This is a genomic window from Yersinia thracica (genome assembly GCF_902170565.1).
In the GTDB taxonomy this organism is placed as follows: Bacteria; Pseudomonadota; Gammaproteobacteria; order Enterobacterales; family Enterobacteriaceae; genus Yersinia; species Yersinia thracica.
Genome location: NZ_CABHXX010000095.1, coordinates 264,953 through 279,490 on the forward strand (window position 1 = coordinate 264,953; position 14,538 = coordinate 279,490).

Here is a 14,538-nt window from a genome sequence, read left to right on the forward strand (position 1 = left end):
GATTTTATTGAATTATTTATTTTCACTGTCCACATTGTGACCTCCACTCAAAGATTGACCACCTTCAGATACAAAATTATTGGCGCACCGAGGCTGGATACGCTGCCAGTGGCAAACCAGAATGCCATTTTTGCCCGCGAATTGAAGGCGTTTGCTTATATCAGTGCCAACGGCGGCAAAACCATTGCGGAGGCCAAACTTTACCGCAAGAACTTTCTTCAGCGCGAAGTGATGGTGATTTACCCCCGACTGGCTGGCCTATGACAGCGAGGCAAAAGCAACGTTGTGGTGCTGGCACCGGCTTATGCGTTGGGGTTCCCGCACCGGCGAGGAAGAGGTGTTTATTTTCGAAAGTTATACCCGCACTGCGCAGATCCTGATGGATACCATTGCGGAAGCCCATTTCTATTATATTGACAAGCCGTTAACGCCGTCACTGGCGAAAGATGTTATCGACAGCATCAACCGCAAATTGTCGGCCTATGTTACCGCACCTCCGGCAGCAGAGGGGCTGGTAGTGATATCACTGGGTAAAAAATTATTTTATTACAGATAGATAGTGAAAGGCACTTAGTCGTCAGATCCATGATGACTACCTCTTTGGTAGGGGGACTAATCACCACCAAGAGACGCTAACCTCAGAGGGTGGTGAACTGGGCGGGGTTAGCGTAACCGGCTACCAAAGAACCCGGCGCATCTTGCGATGCCCCCACCCAGTTCACCGTTTCTTACATATTACCGGTGTCACTGTGCCCGCACATAATAGCCGTGTCTACGGTTGTGCGCTTTGGTAAATTCCGGGACGCTAATCCCGACAGCGGATTTTGCCGCTGCGGCGTGACTATAGCCCAGCGAAGTTCTGCCATGCAATCAGCCAACATCGCCTGTTAAAAGTAGGGATTTAGTTAGCCACTTAATGACAAATTTGTGCCAGTTCTTTATCGCTCAGATCGGTCAACTTCATGACTTTAGTGCGGTCATAACCATCTGACCGTCGAATTAATAAGCGTTTCTTAGTCGGCGGTGTTTAGGTGGTCACCTTGATATTTCCGTCTCCATAGGTGTAATAGCTCGCATTTGAAATCCCTTGGACTTGTATTTATTCTGTTTTTTTGGCTCACAATAAATGCAAATGAAACTCGTCATATCGGCAACCCCGCCGGGGTCTACCACCAACAGGGAGAAATGAGAGTGAAAAAGTGAGGGTAACTGAGCAGCATGAAAAATCATCGGTACTTTTATTGAAAATAACATGGGCGGTTAACTGGCGATATTTCCCTCAAAAACGGAGTATTAATCACAAATATACTCTTTTCGATTGCAATCAATCATCTGCCTTTGCCATTGTAGCTTGCATTTTAGACAGGATGGCTTGCGCCTCTTGCCCTGCGCTTTTACTTGTTTTCTGATGGGAGGATGACCAGGAGAAGCAGCAGGAACACTTATATTACACTTCAGTCATATTACTTAGTGTATCGCACAGGTTGCTCAGGTTCCTGCTTACAATTCCGCACAGGTATACTTTTTGATGGCAGCAGCTGGACGTTAAGTCAGGTGCCTGATGATTGAGGGATAAATTTGCGCCCTTGATTTTTGGCAGTCGAGGCGTAACCTATTAATTATAAAAAAGTTTACTTTTTTTGATGAGTACTTAATTAAATGGCTATTATACTAAATATATTTGACGATGGTTATATATTCCAAGACAACTTTTACAACAAACACTCAGAACAACCGACATTCACAAATCGGCTTAATATTTCGGCTCATGGGACAAGGGATGGCGGTATCATTATTAATGGCAACCGATTCAATGCACACCAACTTTTGAGTTTTCTCAGGCAACGCGTTGTAAATATAAGCCAATATAACTACATAAGGCTAGCTTGTTGCTTCTCAGCTCATGGTGGAGAAAACTCTCTTGCATTTCTCTTATCTCAAATTATTCCATTTGCCTATATCAAGGGGTATATGGGTGGAGTTGATACTTTATGTCAACCAGACATTATTAACAGAGAGCTACACCAATATGGAATACATCAAGCGAGCATTTTTCTAACAAACGCTATGCTGATGGGGTCGTTTGTAGAAAAAAATCATCCCGAATTTCACTCGATAGTGTTCTTTAATGGATCATATAAGCATGAAAAAATATTTAATCTTTACGGGGAGGAAATTATTCATGAGTAAGTGTAATGGTTTGCATTTGAAAACATTAGCCCCCAGTACCCTATTCAGCCAATGAGCATTATTTGATTTTGTAGCTCAGGTGAGCCACAATGGATTCTCCAACTAAAAGGAGGTTTTACTATGGCCGCAAATGCTTTTGTTCGTGCTCGTATAGACGAAACCCTAAAAAATGAAGCCGCTGCTGTGCTTGCTGGCATGGGTTTAACCGTATCCGATCTGGTGCGGATAACCTTGACCAAAGTTGCCCGAGAAAAAGCGCTTCCGTTTGATTTGCGTATTCCTAACGAACTTACCGCTAAAACTATTGCCAACAGCGAGAAAGGTGTCGATGTCCATAAAGCAAAGGATGCTGATGATTTGCTTCGCTTCGAAAGGACAGGAAGCCATTCTGATCTATTCTAAAATTCCAGACTATCCGCATCATAATGATAGAGCGCTATCCATCCTGTCTGACTGGCGAGTTGATGGTTCATCCGCGCCGCCTTGGTATTACTAAGATCGAATAAATTTTCGCTGGCGAGGAGATATTGTGGATCGGTTTGCAGGGTGACTGCTGCTGTGTTGCTGACTTTAAAAATAATACGAATCAGTTGGGTACGACCACTGCCTTCCTGCATTTTCGGCTTAAGACTTGATGCAGTGCGCATCAGTAGCGCAAATCATAGGGTGGCGGGCTAAATTTGATGTCCATAATAGCCAGCTCGGAAAAATCTTTTTCCATCTCAATAAATTGGTCGTCATTAGTAATGCCGAATTTATTGATTAACCCCTGGCTGTTCAGATAGGTATAAGGATCTGGGCCGTCACCGTATTTATCGCTGTCTTTTTTTGTGATACCGGGCAATGGACGGGCGGGGTAATCCATCACGATAACGTGCAGGGTATAGCGGTATTCGAAAGCGGTGCGGCCGGATAATATCATCAGGCCGGTGAGTATCAGCCTCCCTTTTTTTGTGTTCAGAAAGGCTTTTAATGGACATACTTCATTGAGTTAGGGGAGTTTACGTGTTTTTAAACTTCCTGATGAGTAATCTCTGCCCCGGGAAATCGATCAGTACGGCAAATTTGTTGAGGAAGTTATTGCCGATTAATCCATCAGTGTCCATTTGGTTGAATACCCCGTCTAGCAACACCGCATTAAAACTAATCTCTTTTGTACCCATTTCGTTAAGTTGGAAATCTGATGCCACACAACCTTCCATTTCTATATCCCCGATCAATGTTTGGCAAGGGAGACTGACAACCGCAGATTCAAGCCGTTCTTTCCAAAATACAGATACAGTAGCCCCAGTATCTAAAACCATATTGTATTCTTTAGCATTTTTAGAAATTTTGAGTTCGATCCCTTCTGGCGTCAGCCGCAATGGTAATGCTATCCAACCATCAGCCATGTTAATGCCTAATGCTTGGGTATTATCCGCAACAGACAGAAGCTGGCTTTTATAGTTAATAAGTACCGCTTTTTCCTTGAATAAGTCCAAGCCCATGACCATCGAGTTACGGGGTGCTGTTTTCGGGGTGAGAGCCAGCCCCCAGGGACTGAATGTAACACCTTTAACATTCTTAAATGTCATGCCATTGATCGAAAGTTGAGGGATATAAAACTTTTCATTGAAAAGCACTTTTCCTGCCAGATCGATAGAGCGGCGTTTTCCCTCAACGGGCACCAATCCTGGAAGTTGCGCCATAACTTCTTTGGTTAAATGCAGCCCCATTTCGGACCCCGTATCAATTGAAAATGATTGGCGTAAACCATTGATTTCAACACTGACCACAGGTACTGCCGTATCATCCCACTCAAAAGGCATATGCATGACTTTTTCTGGTGCGATGGCGCTGAGTGCAGCCGGAGTGGCAACAGAAGATAAGAGAACAAATGTCATCGCGGTAATGTGTTTATTAGGTAAAAAGTGCATAAGGACTTTCCTTTTCCATTTCAGAGTTCCTGCTGAGATCAAACACCCGGTCCGCCATGGCAATCATTGTTGGGCGGTGGGCGACAAAAATTCGAGTTATTTTCAATGCGCGTATCGAATCATTAATTCGGGCTTCGTTATCGACATCCAGGTCACTGGTTGCTTCGTCAAGAAATAATATACGTGGGCGTTTGTACAAGGCGCGCGCCAAAGAAATACGCTGACGTTGCCCACCTGAAAGGGCATTCCCCATGTCACCGACCATGGTTTCGTACTTCATCGGCATGGTTTCAATTTCAGTATGAATTGAAGCAAGTCGGGCACATTCAAACACCCACTCATACTCAGGCTGTACATCAAATGAACTGATATTTTCAAGTAAAGACCCTGCAAACAGTTTGTCTTCCTGTAACACGTAGGCGATATGTTTGCGGTAGGTACCCAGGCCTAATTGCCGTATGTCTACGCCATCCAATAAAATAGAACCGCTTTTTGGTGGGGCTAAACCGCCCAGAGTTTTAAGAAGGGTCGATTTTCCACAGCCTGATGGCCCGACAATGGCAACACTTTCCCCCGCCTTGATAGACAGGCAAACATCTTCAAATACGGCTGGCTCGCCGTCCCCATAGCGATAACTCAGGCCTTTAACTTCAATACTGCCCGCAAAGAGGCCAGGCGTGACCAAATCTGCCCCGTCGGTATCTGTATCCTGTTCAGGTGTGGCAAGTGCGACTTCTGAAAGGCGTTCACTGTGCATATCAATCAAGCGGAGTTTGGTAATCGAGTCAATGACGCGGATGGTGCGAGTGACATACATGTCCGAGTAAATCAAGAACGCAAACAGCATACCTGTGGTGAGGGGGCCTTCATCAATTAGCTTTGCCCCCAGCCATAATGTTATTGCGGAAGACAGCCCGATTAACAGCAAGCCCACCGTCTGTGTTGCCAGGTCTATTTTAAACAGGTAGATTTTTGCATTAGCTTCATTGATAACCAGATTGAGCCAATCAGTACGCCGACGTTCTGCCAAATTGAAAATTTTGACGCACGCGATGCCGCGCACTGTTTCGAGGAAATGTGACTGTTGCTTTGCCTCATGGGCAATCGCCTCCAAATTGGCGGAACGATAGGCGCTGAAAAGAAAAAATTTGATAACAGCATAGATAATGGATATCAACACGGCGATTGCCGCCAGATGGCCATTGTAAGCCCACATCAAAAATAACAAACCAATGACCACCACAATATCCAACAGCGACGCAACCATATCGGCGGTAAATGCATCCTGTACTACTGACAGTGAGTTAAAGCGCGACCTGACATCGCCGACATGACGCTTTTCGAAGTAGGAAACAGGCAAGCGGATTAAATGACTAAAAAGTCCAGAATTCCATTGAATACCCAATGTGTATTTAACTGACATAACCGTCCAGGCGCGAATTATGCTGAGCAAAGCGCGAAAGATTAATAAGGCAATAATTCCCCAGGTTATCAGTGATACAAAATTGATATCGCCGGATCTTAATGCCATGTCGACGGTGAATTGAGCAGCCATCGGAACGGTCAGAGCAAGAAGTTCGATACACAATGAGAGGGCCAATATATGCGCTAAAGCACGTGACAGGCCGGATACGTTTTTGAACATATCCAGCAGGCGGATGGTCTTTTTTTCAGTCCGACGTTGGAAATGCTGATTAGGCCAAATTTCCAGTGCGATGCCGGTAAAGTGTTGAGATAACTCAGTCAGAGAGATTTTTCTCTCACCTCTGGCTGGATCAATAATAGTGGCCCCGTGGCGAGAAAACTTCTTTAGTACCACAAAATGGTTAAACGACCAGTGTAGGATACACGGTGTTTTGAGTTGTCGGGCTGCATCTAAATCGGCTTGAACAGGACGTGACCCCAAGGATAAGCGATCTGCCAGCTCAATAAGATTGCGTAGACTCATGCCTTTCAGAGACACTTGATAATGTTTACGCAGCGCCTGGAGATCTATATTAAGGCCATAATAACCCGCAATCATTGCTATGCATGCCAACCCACACTCCGTTGCCTCTGTTTGCATCACCACGGGTAGGCGCTGTCGAAGAGCCTCAAAGTAACCTTTCATGGCAATTATCATGCGGCTTCTCCAGAGTGACCTTGAACCCTGTGACGAGCACTTTTGAGGGGCAAAAGAAGCCATTCATAGAGCGGCCGTTTTCTAATGAAAACATCTGTTTTAACACCGATCCCTGGCCGCAAAGGGTAAGTTTCCCCCGCCATCACTACCCTGTTGTTTTTGGGGCTGATGCGTACTTGAAAATAGTGTCGTGGGGACTGCTGGGCTTGCTCGCCATCCCTGCTTAAGTGCTGTTTGACTGAGGTGGTGGATATTGATCTGACAATGCCGTCATATTGACCAAACCATTGGTAGGGATAGGCGTCGAACCGTAATCTTACGGTCTGGCCTTCACGCAACTCGCCGATGGCGTCAGCGGTGGCGAAGATTTCCACTTCAGCTTGCCCTGATGTTGGCACAACACTGGCTAACTCCTGGGTTGCTCGAATAGTGTTGCCGGTTAATCCTGTAATGCCGGTTAACCGGCCTTCGATCGGAGACGTTATTTGCAACTCCCGCTGCTCTTCAGTAGAAACTAAATCCAGATCCAAGCGTGCAGTTTGACGGCGTAGATTCTCCAGCGAAGCATCAAGTTCAGTTTGGATTGCTGCTAGTCGTGCTTTTATGTTGACGGTTTCTCCTTGCAACTTTACCTTTTCGCGCTGATAGGTCTTGAATTGAACGGAGGCACTGTAGTATTCAGAACGACGGCCCATATATTCCGTTTCAAGGGCAATTCCTTGGCGAACCAATTCTTTGAAATGCTGTGCTTTTTCCAATAGCCACGATGTTTGTTGTGCAGATTTGCCAATCAAATCATCCATTTTTTGCTGCTCGGCTTCCTTATTTTTCAAACTTAAAAGGAGAAAGTTTCGCTCGATATCTGCTGCCGCAGATTTGAGTTTTGTCTCCCGTTCAATGGCCGTTTTCTGCGATTTTAGCGCTGCTGCTTTCTCATCACTTGTTCTGCCAAACTCTGTCTGCGTTTCCATATTGACGATATAAATCACGTCGCCCGCGCGAACGGTTTTCCCTTCTTCAGCCAGACTGCGGACAATAACGCCATCCCGTGGGGCGGTTATTCGTGCCACGGCAGGGTGATGGACAACAGACCCCGTGAGATGGGTTTTTTGGGTGTAAGTCCCCATCACCAGGAATGCTATCAAGCAGGCAATAAGCGCCAGAGCAAGTATTGCCCAAATAGAAGCGCCTATTGGGATATTGACTTGTGGATTACCCAGCCAGTGATGTGCTTTGTGCTCTATCGCTTCCTGTCTGAAAATCGCAGATTTATTGATCAATTTACAGGCGCTCCCTCACCATATGTTCCAAAACTTATCGCCCAATTGCTGTCATAATGCGCTCTTCCTTGATGCCCATATTGAGTAGGTGTGCAGCGGCGCGGCTGAGGAAACTTCTCATGGAATAGCAATAAACAGACTTGCGGTCGAAGCGGGTTTCAGGTGAAAAACGATTCATAATACGACCTCCAGCACAGACGTTTTCCCAAATGCAACCGTTGCATTCATGGGGCAGAGCTTGGCCGACTGACGCGTACTCCTGGAACTGAGGGCTATTAAGTGCATCAGTTAGGCTGATTTCAGAAACATGACCAATGGGATTGAAAATTCTGTCTGATGTGGCGCGTAAGGTATCATCCACACGAATAAAACCATCTGAACCCACGGTGAATGCGTATGCCCCAGTGGCGCTGGGTGAATGCCCTAAAATTCCTTGATGCTTTGTACCGAGCAAATGAGCTAAGTGTGTTTGAAAAAGGCGGACAAAAATATTAGGGTTGCTGTCCTTGAACCATTCATCCAAAGCTTCATTTAGGAAGCGGCTAATACCAACAGGGTCAATATTAGTGTCATGATAACAATCGTCTGGCACCAGAAAATCAAAACCATAAACCTTTAATTCGTCCACAAAATGACGATATATCTCAGCACCATTTGCTTGAGCATTCGCGACACATAAAACCCCCGGTGCCGATGGAATACGGCCTTGCTTATGAGCATGTTGGAGTATACGCAAACCACGCACTGTCGCCTCGTAAGTGCTACGCCCTTTGGTATCTAAACGATGCCTGTCATTAATATGTTTCGGGCCATCAATAGAAATACTTGCGTTCACAGAATATTTTTCAAATAGTGATATCCATTCTTCATCAATAAGTGTGCCGTTAGTTTGCAATGCGAATCTGATATTAGTCTTCGAGTATCTTCCTGTCAGTAATCGCTCACACATTTTGGCGAAGTTTTCTTTTTTCATCAATAACGGTTCCCCCCCATGGAAATCAATTTGTAGGGTACCGATTTTATATTCCCGACATGCTGTGTGAAGAAATTCAGCTAAGTCATTAATGTTTCTATCTGACAATCTGGCGGGGCTGTTATTAGCCGCCGGATTACCTTTATTGAATACATAGCAATAATCACAATTAATATTACAGCGTTCGCTTATTTTTAATATTATTTCAAGGTGTTGGATGCTTTGAATGTTTAATTGATTGACCATAACTTTGCACTCCTTTCCAGATGATAAATCTCTGGATTTTTGCGGGCCTGAGTAAGGGCCGCCATAAGCGGCCCTCGGTGAGATTAAAAACTTTTTGGCCAGTTTACAAAAGCATTCACCCAACCGCCTGCTATCTTGTCGAGAATACTGTCTGCAAGATGCTGAGGTTGACTCTTTTTAGTATTACAAATGTTAATGACTGTCTTAGTTTCATTGATTTCTTTTTGTAAGCGAGACATAGTTTATTCCTCCATTGATTACGAGTGCCAATAGATGAATGATTGGCAGTCCATTAAGGAAAGCATTTTTAACCAGTCTTGTTCCTGAGTTATGAAAATAAATCAACCATATAAATTTAATATTGTGATTAAATGTAGTAACCCACTCTCTTACTTTCCTTGCAAGAGAAATATCATTTTGCACGGTTCTCCGTCAAGAAATAATAATTATTTATTTTCCTCGCTTAATGGAAGTGGTTAAATAACGTTGTTAAATGATGAAGTTAATTATAGATGTTAATATGAGCTGATATTTTTATATTTAATTTAAATTAAATATCCATATAAAAGAAACTCACTGCCTTTTATTTAATTAATGTTTATTTTGAATGAATTCTGGTTATTCACCATTATTCCGGTTCCAGCCAGGTTGTTTGAAAATCAAACCAACCCAGATTATTGAGGTGTGCACCTTGGGCGTGTTCGGGGGCTTTTAGGCGCATCCAGTGGTGGAATAAAGGTTGTAACCAACCCCCGGCTATCACCTCCCTGATTAGCTGCTCGCTGCTAAGGGTTTGGTTGCGCCAATCATGCAGATAAGCTTGTAAACTTGCTTCGTCACCACCAGTAATAGATTGGCGCAGCAGCGGGGAGCCCAATAACCATGCGCCAACATTCCATTCTTCGGGAACCGCAAAGTTTACTGTGCCTAGCCATAAATCGACATTGGCCTCGCCCTTGGCCCAAGTGATGTAATCCAGCTGTATGACGGCCAATTTAATCCCTTGAGCGGCCAGAATATGAGTCATTTCAGTGACCAGCATCGCGTATTCTGGGTGCTGAGCATGATAAGCCAGAGTTAGCACCGGCCTATCCTCTGATTCTACCGCGCTGTCAATGGGGAACGGAGGGCACTCATCCCCTGAATCTATGCCGTGAAACCAGGTGGGTAAGACACTGGTAGCGGGTACCCAGAAGGGGCGAATGGGCTCAATTAGGCGTTGGATGAGATGATAAGGATTAAGCGTTTTTCGCAACCAGCGGCGCTGTTTAATGCTGTGCCAGTGCGGTGAGCGGCTGTCACACAGCAAAAAATATCCGCCGCGCTCCAGAAACATTTCTTGCGTTGAGTCTGAGGGTTTACCGGTCAGGCTGGCGGCAGAGCCAGATACATAGTCAATATCACTGATACTGGAGCTTAACCAGGTGGCACTTTGGATATTTGCCATGCTCAATTGCTCTGATAGCACAGCGGGCGTGCCGGAGGGCGGGCGGGCTAAATCCGGGAAGATAAGCACTTCAACTTCATCCAGCAGGCCACGAAAACCAAAATAGTGGTCAAAGGATTTCATCTGCAAGTGCCAGTCACCATTTTCAGCCACTCGGTAAGGCCCGGTTCCCACCGGGTGAGAAGCAAAATCCGGCTGTGCGGCATGATTTTCCGGCAAAATCAGGGCGCTGTGATGGGCCAGTAGCTGGGGAAAGCGGGGATCCGGCTGATTAAGTTCAATCACCACACTGAGTGGCCCGTGCTGACTCACTTTTTGAATATGCGAAAACAGCGGTAAAGTTGCACAGCGGGTTAATGAACTGACCACATCACGGCTGGAAAGCTCTCGACCATCATGGAATTGCACCGCTGGACGTAAATAAAAACGCCAGTGTAATGGGTCGAGCATCCGCCATTTGTGGGCTAAATCGGTTGTGACCTCGCCGTCTTCCTCTTTTATCCGTGTCAGTCCGTTAAAAATTTGTCGGACTAAGTGCAATTCAGAGCGGCGTAAGGGCGTACCGGGGTAAAGATTTGACATAGTGCGGTAGTAGGGGATGCGCAGGGCTTGATAGTCATCGCGTATCCGATACCCTAACTTGGCCCGCAGCAGTGGGGTAATCAGCTGTTTATCTTCCCCTAATAAGGCAATGGCTTCATTAAAACCGCCGGAATCCAATAACTGTTCCGCTTTTTCAATTAAAAGTTGATGAGTATTCCGCAATAGTTGCAAATGTGACCGGCGGCCACGACCCGCTTCTGCTTGCCATATTAGCCAGCCTGCTTGTTGCATTTGAACCAGTAATGTCCGCATATGGCGCTTGGTGCAGCTAAGTTTATCCGCGAGTTCTTGCAGTGTAATCTCAACCGGTTGTATCCCAACCTGATTGAGTAATCGCAAATATTGTTGTTCAAGGCGGCGGCTGGTCATAAAAGAGGAACCTAATTGAGTCAAACTCAGCAGTTTTATATCTCATCTTTTTAGCCGATAATTTTCTCTACAGCAAGCATTTGTGTCCCCAGCACTTTTTATCAGGACGGGGCCACAGATAAAGCGCCAGGATTATTTGAGGTAAGAAAATGACCCGCTACTTAAATAAAGACACCCAAGTGTGTATTTCTCTGGCCGCCAGACCCAGTAACTTTGGCACCCGTTTTCATAACTTTTTGTATGATGCTTTAGACCTCGATTATCTGTATAAGGCCTTTACCTCCACGGATCTGGCCGCGGCGATTGGCGGTGTGCGGGCATTGGGCTTCCGAGGTTGTGCCATTTCAATGCCTTTTAAAGAGGCGGTTATCCCGATGATTGATGAGCTGGACGCCTCTGCGGCAGCGATTAATTCAGTGAATACATTGGTGAATACGAATGGTTACCTGAAAGCCTATAACACCGACTATATCGCCATCGCGAAATTGCTACAGCGCTATCAAGTGCCTGCAGAAACCGTTTTTGCACTGCGTGGCAGTGGTGGGATGGCGAAGGCGGTGGCTTTTGCGCTAAAAAATGCGGGGTTTAAGCAAGGGTTTATTATTGCGACTAATGAAAAAACCGGTCAGAAACTCGCCGAGCAATCTGGTTATATTTATCAGCCCGATATGCAGGGTGTACCAGCCGATATGTTGATCAATGCCACGCCGGTGGGGATGCAGGGGGGGAAAGATGCTGATAGCATGGCGTTTACTGAAGCTGAGGTGGCGCGGGCTAAGGTGATTTTTGATGTGGTGGCCATGCCAGCTATTACCCCACTAATCAGTTATGCTAAAGCACAAGGAAAAACCATTATTACTGGTGCTGAAGTCTTTGCTATTCAGGCAGTTGAGCAATTTGTGCTGTATACTGGTATTCGCCCGGATCACGCTTTGTTTGAAAAAGCAGCGGCTTATGCCCGCGCTCAATGATTGAGGTTGAAATCAATAGAAATTGTCGCTCATACTACGCATTCCCCATTTTTATCATGATCAAGGAAATGCGTTATGGCCGAAGAAACGATTTTCAGCAAAATTATTCGCCGTGAAATCCCTGCCGACGTGGTTTACCAGGATGAATTGGTCACCGCGTTTCGTGATATCGCCCCACAGGCACCCACCCATATTTTAATCATTCCTAATATTCTTATCCCAACTGTGAATGATGTCACAGCAGAACACGAAGCAACATTGGGTCGAATGATCACGGTGGCTGCTAAACTTGCAGAGCAGGAAGGTATTGCTGAAGATGGATATCGTCTGATTATCAACTGCAACAAGCATGCCGGGCAGGTGGTTTACCATATCCACATGCATTTGGTCGGTGGCCGTGATTTGGGGTCATTGCTATCACATAAGTCATAGCATGATTTTTTGAGTTTAATTGAGGTAAGCCTATGCGCCCTGTAAAGGCGTTTTTATTACCGCTGACGCATTTATTACCGCTAACGCATTTATTACCGCTAATTGTGTTCGCGTGTATAGCGACATTGCTGGGGTGCAGCAGCCCGAAAGGGATTGCGGTGAATAAGCAGCAAACGGTGGTAATGGATTCGTCAGTATTAACGGCGGGCATTTTGGCTTCTCAACCGGCAATTTCAACCTCCGATGGTCATAATGTGGCGCGCTCGGTGATGACCAATAGCCAGAATAAACCGATAAAAATAAACTACCGCTTTTATTGGTATGATGCGCAGGGCTTAGACGTGCCGCCACTGGAAGCGCCACGGTCTATTATTATTGAGCCAGACAATGATGTTGAAATTCAATCAGTTAATAATAATTTTAATGCACGCAGTGCGCGTGTTTATCTATTCTTATAGCCACACTTTGGAGTGGGACAATGAAAAGGTATTTATCTGTGGCTCTGGCGGCACTGGTGCTGACGGGGTGTATAACTCAGCCACCGGTTCAGCCAACTACGCCACCAGTGACCATCGAACCCGTTACGCCCCCTGTGACTGAAACGCCTCCGCCGGTTGACACTGTGCCGCCACCGCCCAAAATGCAGCAGCCGACTGATTGGGCCGCCAGCGTAGAACCCTTAGTTGCGCAAATGGTGAACAGCAATGATGTAACAAACGGCAGTATATTGCTCCTTGATAGCGTCAAAAATAATACCAATGGCGCGCTGCAAACGGCGAAAGCGACCTCGGCCTTACATCAAGTGCTGTCATCAAATAAAAAGTTTGTATTGATCTCGCCGCAGCAATTAGCTGTCGCTAAGCAAACTTTAGGGTTATCGGAAGAAGATAGTCTCGGTTCGCGCAGCAAAGCTATTGGCCTGGCTCGCTATGTCGGTGCTCAGTATGTGTTGTACAGCGATGTCAGTGGTGATGTGAAGTCACCGACCATTAAAATGCAACTGATGCAGGCGCAAACCGGCGAAATCATCTGGTCAGGTAATGGTCCAGTTAATCGCTGATTCTTCTCTGTATGCGCTAATTGACAGTATAAGACCCGCGGCGAACACCGCCGGCGGTCTTATAAATGCCGCCGATTTTATTAAGGCAGATTGGCACATTAGCCCGGTGTCTGGCCTGACCGGTGAAAGTTGGCGCATTGTTTATCCATCAAGTATTCATTCATTAGACACTGGGCCAAATATTGATTGGCTGGCGCGTGAGCAATCAGTCCAGAAAACTCAGTTAGGTGTGGACCGACGACGGGAGCGCAAGTTATTGCGGCATGTCGCGGGTTGCCATTTAGCTCCGGCGATTATTGCAGCAAATCAGCACTGGCTAGTGGTCAATTGGCTTGAAGGTGACGTTGTCACTAGCGCGCAATTCATTGAATTATCAGTTAATGGTCAGTTGGCACAGCTATTAACCCGTTTGCATCATTTACCTCCCAGTGGTTATCGTCTGGATCTCTGTGCTCAGCTTATCCGTTATGCCCGGCAGATTGATGCCAAACGTCTTTCACCCAGTTGGTTACGGTTACATCGGGATTTTTTACGCCGATCACAGCCCCAACCCTTAAAACTGGCGCCTCTGCATATGGATGTTCACCCAGGCAATCTGTTGGCAACATCAACTGGCCTCAAACTAATTGATTGGGAATATGCTGCTGATGGCGATATCGCCCTTGATATTGCCGCCTTGTTTTGTGGCAATGATTGGTCAGCGCCGCAGCAACAGGTTTTTTTACAGCACTATTGCGGCAATGAGCAGGGTTACCATGATATTGACCGCCTATCCCGCCAGGTGCGGCGCTGGTTGCCGTGGGTTGATTACCTGATGCTGATGTGGTTTGAGGTGCGCTGGCAGCAGACCGGCAACAGTGAATTTTTGCAATGGGCCGCGCCGTTGCGCCAAAAGTTTAATTTATCATTTTGATTTTATTTCCAACTAT

The 14,538-nt window shown here is 45.9% G+C and carries 17 protein-coding genes; 9 read left to right on the top strand and 8 right to left on the bottom strand.

From position 1 onward, the window contains the following. Positions 1-108 precede the first annotated feature (108 nt). The 4 genes from FTA91_RS20110 (at position 109) to FTA91_RS14135 (ending at position 2,592) form a co-directional block, all read left to right on the top strand. A complete protein-coding gene (locus tag FTA91_RS20110) occupies positions 109-264 on the top strand; it encodes a hypothetical protein (protein ID WP_186377368.1) in 156 nt (51 codons plus the stop codon). A gap of 40 nt (positions 265-304) precedes the next feature. Next, complete coding sequence (locus tag FTA91_RS20115) at positions 305-556, top strand: phage tail sheath family protein (RefSeq protein ID WP_050115755.1); 252 nt, start codon at positions 305-307, stop codon at positions 554-556. Between the two features lie 1,103 nt (positions 557-1,659). Then, positions 1,660-2,190: a hypothetical protein gene (locus FTA91_RS14130; protein ID WP_050115756.1), complete on the top strand. Its 531-nt coding sequence runs from the start codon at positions 1,660-1,662 to the stop codon at positions 2,188-2,190. Positions 2,191-2,310: 120 nt separating this feature from the next. Continuing rightward, entirely contained in the window at positions 2,311-2,592 is a 282-nt protein-coding gene (locus FTA91_RS14135) for a type II toxin-antitoxin system RelB/DinJ family antitoxin (protein WP_050115757.1), read from the top strand. Here FTA91_RS14135 and FTA91_RS14140 read toward each other — a convergent pair. From FTA91_RS14140 to FTA91_RS14175, 8 genes are all read right to left on the bottom strand, one after another. Beyond that, a complete protein-coding gene (locus tag FTA91_RS14140) occupies positions 2,589-2,837 on the bottom strand; it encodes a phage tail-collar fiber domain-containing protein (protein WP_050115758.1) in 249 nt (82 codons plus the stop codon). The two genes, FTA91_RS14135 and FTA91_RS14140, sit on opposite strands and share 4 nt — an antisense overlap. Further along, entirely contained in the window at positions 2,837-3,112 is a 276-nt protein-coding gene (locus FTA91_RS14145) for a hypothetical protein (protein ID WP_235896856.1), read from the bottom strand. The genes FTA91_RS14140 and FTA91_RS14145 overlap by 1 nt, the downstream gene beginning before the upstream one ends. A gap of 79 nt (positions 3,113-3,191) precedes the next feature. Next, positions 3,192-4,106: an aspartyl protease family protein gene (locus FTA91_RS14150; RefSeq protein WP_145536206.1), complete on the bottom strand. Its 915-nt coding sequence runs from the start codon at positions 4,104-4,106 to the stop codon at positions 3,192-3,194. Continuing rightward, entirely contained in the window at positions 4,090-6,228 is a 2,139-nt protein-coding gene (locus FTA91_RS14155; protein ID WP_050115761.1) for a peptidase domain-containing ABC transporter, read from the bottom strand. The genes FTA91_RS14150 and FTA91_RS14155 overlap by 17 nt, the downstream gene beginning before the upstream one ends. Beyond that, positions 6,225-7,508 carry an HlyD family secretion protein gene (locus tag FTA91_RS14160; protein ID WP_145583516.1) on the bottom strand — a complete coding sequence of 428 codons (1,284 nt, stop codon included), beginning with the start codon at positions 7,506-7,508 and terminating at the stop codon, positions 6,225-6,227. The genes FTA91_RS14155 and FTA91_RS14160 overlap by 4 nt, the downstream gene beginning before the upstream one ends. Before the next feature lie 34 nt (positions 7,509-7,542). Continuing rightward, positions 7,543-8,727: a cyclophane-forming radical SAM/SPASM peptide maturase XyeB gene (xyeB, locus tag FTA91_RS14165; RefSeq protein ID WP_050115763.1), complete on the bottom strand. Its 1,185-nt coding sequence runs from the start codon at positions 8,725-8,727 to the stop codon at positions 7,543-7,545. An 83-nt stretch (positions 8,728-8,810) separates the two neighbouring features. Beyond that, entirely contained in the window at positions 8,811-8,966 is a 156-nt protein-coding gene (gene xyeA, locus FTA91_RS14170; protein WP_072082693.1) for a XyeA family cyclophane-containing RiPP triceptide, read from the bottom strand. Between the two features lie 389 nt (positions 8,967-9,355). Then, positions 9,356-11,146 carry an SgrR family transcriptional regulator gene (locus FTA91_RS14175; protein ID WP_145536208.1) on the bottom strand — a complete coding sequence of 597 codons (1,791 nt, stop codon included), beginning with the start codon at positions 11,144-11,146 and terminating at the stop codon, positions 9,356-9,358. Between the two features lie 149 nt (positions 11,147-11,295). Here FTA91_RS14175 and FTA91_RS14180 point away from each other — a divergent pair, with 149 nt between their 5' ends. The 5 genes from FTA91_RS14180 to thiK all read left to right on the top strand — a co-directional run bounded on the left by FTA91_RS14180 (position 11,296) and on the right by thiK (position 14,522). Further along, positions 11,296-12,117 carry a shikimate 5-dehydrogenase gene (locus tag FTA91_RS14180; RefSeq protein ID WP_050115765.1) on the top strand — a complete coding sequence of 274 codons (822 nt, stop codon included), beginning with the start codon at positions 11,296-11,298 and terminating at the stop codon, positions 12,115-12,117. 75 nt (positions 12,118-12,192) lie between these two features. Then, a complete protein-coding gene (hinT, locus tag FTA91_RS14185) occupies positions 12,193-12,549 on the top strand; it encodes a purine nucleoside phosphoramidase (RefSeq protein WP_050115766.1) in 357 nt (118 codons plus the stop codon). A 32-nt stretch (positions 12,550-12,581) separates the two neighbouring features. Then, the gene (locus FTA91_RS14190) at positions 12,582-13,007 is read left to right on the top strand and encodes a YcfL family protein (protein WP_145583518.1); all 426 of its coding nucleotides are present in this window, start codon (positions 12,582-12,584) and stop codon (positions 13,005-13,007) included. 20 nt (positions 13,008-13,027) lie between these two features. Continuing rightward, positions 13,028-13,609, top strand: coding sequence for a penicillin-binding protein activator LpoB (gene lpoB / locus FTA91_RS14195; protein WP_050115768.1), 582 nt, complete (start codon positions 13,028-13,030; stop codon positions 13,607-13,609). After that, complete coding sequence (gene thiK / locus FTA91_RS14200; protein WP_080983617.1) at positions 13,590-14,522, top strand: thiamine kinase; 933 nt, start codon at positions 13,590-13,592, stop codon at positions 14,520-14,522. Before lpoB ends, thiK begins: the two co-directional genes overlap by 20 nt. Positions 14,523-14,538: the final 16 nt, after the last annotated feature.

What these genes read in the sequence shown, in the direction of transcription:
- FTA91_RS20115 (WP_050115755.1), top strand. Translation starts at nt 305, where the DNA reads ATGCGTTGGGGTTCCCGCACCGGCGAGGAAGAGGTGTTTATTTTCGAA.
- FTA91_RS14130 (WP_050115756.1), top strand. Translation starts at nt 1,660, where the DNA reads ATGGCTATTATACTAAATATATTTGACGATGGTTATATATTCCAAGAC.
- FTA91_RS14135 (WP_050115757.1), top strand. Translation starts at nt 2,311, where the DNA reads ATGGCCGCAAATGCTTTTGTTCGTGCTCGTATAGACGAAACCCTAAAA.
- FTA91_RS14140 (WP_050115758.1), bottom strand. Translation starts at nt 2,837, where the DNA reads ATGCGCACTGCATCAAGTCTTAAGCCGAAAATGCAGGAAGGCAGTGGT.
- FTA91_RS14145 (WP_235896856.1), bottom strand. Translation starts at nt 3,112, where the DNA reads ATGATATTATCCGGCCGCACCGCTTTCGAATACCGCTATACCCTGCAC.
- FTA91_RS14150 (WP_145536206.1), bottom strand. Translation starts at nt 4,106, where the DNA reads ATGCACTTTTTACCTAATAAACACATTACCGCGATGACATTTGTTCTC.
- FTA91_RS14155 (WP_050115761.1), bottom strand. Translation starts at nt 6,228, where the DNA reads ATGATAATTGCCATGAAAGGTTACTTTGAGGCTCTTCGACAGCGCCTA.
- xyeB (WP_050115763.1), bottom strand. Translation starts at nt 8,727, where the DNA reads ATGGTCAATCAATTAAACATTCAAAGCATCCAACACCTTGAAATAATA.
- xyeA (WP_072082693.1), bottom strand. Translation starts at nt 8,966, where the DNA reads ATGTCTCGCTTACAAAAAGAAATCAATGAAACTAAGACAGTCATTAAC.
- FTA91_RS14175 (WP_145536208.1), bottom strand. Translation starts at nt 11,146, where the DNA reads ATGACCAGCCGCCGCCTTGAACAACAATATTTGCGATTACTCAATCAG.
- FTA91_RS14180 (WP_050115765.1), top strand. Translation starts at nt 11,296, where the DNA reads ATGACCCGCTACTTAAATAAAGACACCCAAGTGTGTATTTCTCTGGCC.
- hinT (WP_050115766.1), top strand. Translation starts at nt 12,193, where the DNA reads ATGGCCGAAGAAACGATTTTCAGCAAAATTATTCGCCGTGAAATCCCT.
- FTA91_RS14190 (WP_145583518.1), top strand. Translation starts at nt 12,582, where the DNA reads ATGCGCCCTGTAAAGGCGTTTTTATTACCGCTGACGCATTTATTACCG.
- lpoB (WP_050115768.1), top strand. Translation starts at nt 13,028, where the DNA reads ATGAAAAGGTATTTATCTGTGGCTCTGGCGGCACTGGTGCTGACGGGG.
- thiK (WP_080983617.1), top strand. Translation starts at nt 13,590, where the DNA reads ATGGTCCAGTTAATCGCTGATTCTTCTCTGTATGCGCTAATTGACAGT.